This is a genomic window from Marinimicrobium sp. UBA4209, from assembly GCF_002381585.1.
Classification (GTDB): domain Bacteria; phylum Pseudomonadota; class Gammaproteobacteria; order Pseudomonadales; family Cellvibrionaceae; genus Marinimicrobium; species Marinimicrobium koreense.
Genome location: NZ_DFTP01000077.1, coordinates 34,977 through 36,997, shown reverse-complemented (window position 1 = coordinate 36,997; position 2,021 = coordinate 34,977). Strand labels below are relative to the sequence as shown.

The window sequence follows — 2,021 nt, the reverse complement described above, 5'->3', positions numbered from 1 at the left end:
TTCCCTCCCGGGAAATTTCATTGGGATAGGTCCGCGATTCGCCCGTTGGCTTTTGAATGCCGTGAAACACCACCATCAGTTTTCGCTCCGCCGCCAATCGCAAGGCGGCTTCCTCGAAACGGATACGGTCTATAGATTCCGCATTCATAAAATCCAGTTTCACACCGACCGCACCGGCTTTGCACACCCCATCGAGAAACACCCGCAACGCGCCCCAGTCACCGGACGGGTCCTTGACCTGATTCCAGTCTTTCCACACAAAAACGTCGACATTCTGCCCGTTGGCATAGCCAGTGAGCTGCTCAAGTGATGCCCAAGGGCTCTCCCAACTCTCCCAGCCATCATCCACCAGACTATACTCGAACCCCAACTCACTGGCGTAGTCGACAAACTGCCGCTCCTGTGCCGGCGTGCCGGTTTCCCGGCTCCACCAGCGCCAGACGGCACGCCCGGGTTTGATGTAATCCGTCTCGGCAAACAGTGACTCATCCGGTGCCGGGTTGAGGTTCGTGATCAGATCCGAATTAACCAGTGCGTCGAGGTTTTCCCCTAACATCGTGACTCGCCACGGAGTGACTGTCGCCCCATCCATCGCCCCGTCCGCGGTGTCCACGGAAAACCCACGCTCGCCCTCGGTAAAATCCGCTTGGACCCGGCGCTGGCCGAGAGCCCGCAACCGCATGCCACTGTAGTTATAGAGCGCCGCTTCGGTCAGTACCGCGTACCCTTGGTGCTCCGGAAGCTCTACCACAAGTGGCGGCCCCTGCACGGGCCCGTTCGCCGACACCGCCGGGAGTTCATTCACAGTGGTTTTCAACCATTCACCCGCGTAGGTTTTCAGCTTCCAGTCCGAGTCACGCTCGAAGTACCACACGTCGCTGTTCTCCGGCAGCGTCCAGCTGGACTGCTCGCCGTTCACAGTAACGGTTGATGCGTCTGATTGAGGAATCACGTAGCGGTAGGCAAAGCCGTCATTATAAGCCCGCAGCTGCAAATACCAGTGTGCCTGTGAAGGCGATTGCAGGGTCATCATAGCCTCACGGTAATGGTTGTGCGCCACCGAATGAACACCGAGTACTGGATACTGATGATGTACCTGCTTTATCTCGACGCTTTCAATCGACGCATGTCGGCCCAGCGACTGCCCCTCCACGGTAATGCCCAGCGGGGAGGGCTGAATAACGCGGTGACGATTGAAGTCCACCTGATAGTACAACTGGCTACCCTGCATAAAGACCTCTCCCTGCACAGTCCCGCTCGGACTGGCAAGCAAGACCCCGGTGCTTTCAGGATGTTCCGCGTTGCTCAGACACGGTACACAGAAAGGAAGCCACAGCAGCCAGGTCAAGTATTGTCTCTTTTTTAAGATCATCACAGACTCTCCTAATTCAGTTAGCGCTTGCGGTATCGTCCGCTGACAGTTCCAGCGTGCGCAGTCCATAAGCGGGAATGGTGACCGTCGCGGGTGGGGTCGTTGACGGATCTGACAAGGGCGCACCATCCTGATCGAGGAACTGGGTTCGAATCGCTTCACGGCCTAACAATGGTGTGTTATTTACTTCCACCTGCGCAGTTTGCGGCTCATCGTCATTGTTCAGAAGAAACACAAACAAGCGTTTTCCGTCGTTGGACAGCGCCATATAAAAATCGACGTAGGGATTATCGCTGTTCACACTATCGTGCCGAAGCATCAGAGACGCCTGAGTGCCATAGACGTAACCGGGTGCAAAGCCGTAACTTTGGTGCGGTCCGACCTTCGGTGTCACAAAGCCACGGGGAAACTGTATTTGACCGCCCGAGCGAAGCTCGGCTTCGGCGAGCAGATAGTCGGTGATCCAGCCAATCTGCCACCAGGCGTGATGCGGAAAAGCACCGGGGCCCGCGTCCATCGCCTGCCAGTAGTACGACACGGTGCTGGTGTCCGGGTCGACGAAGGCATCACGGCCCAGCGCGGCGGCACGCGCCATGTGCAAGTACAATGTTTCGCCAGTGAGCTGGTACATCCGTACAAACAGTCCGGC

The 2,021-nt window shown here is 57.2% G+C and carries 2 protein-coding genes; both read right to left on the bottom strand.

All coding sequences use genetic code 11. From position 1 onward, the window contains the following. A partial coding sequence (locus B3187_RS11530) for a glycoside hydrolase family 97 N-terminal domain-containing protein (RefSeq protein ID WP_286806564.1) occupies positions 1-1,231 on the bottom strand: 1,231 nt, incomplete at its 3' end. A gap of 157 nt (positions 1,232-1,388) precedes the next feature. Further along, the coding region (locus B3187_RS11525) for a hypothetical protein (RefSeq protein ID WP_286806562.1) at positions 1,389-2,021 on the bottom strand (633 nt) is incomplete at its 5' end.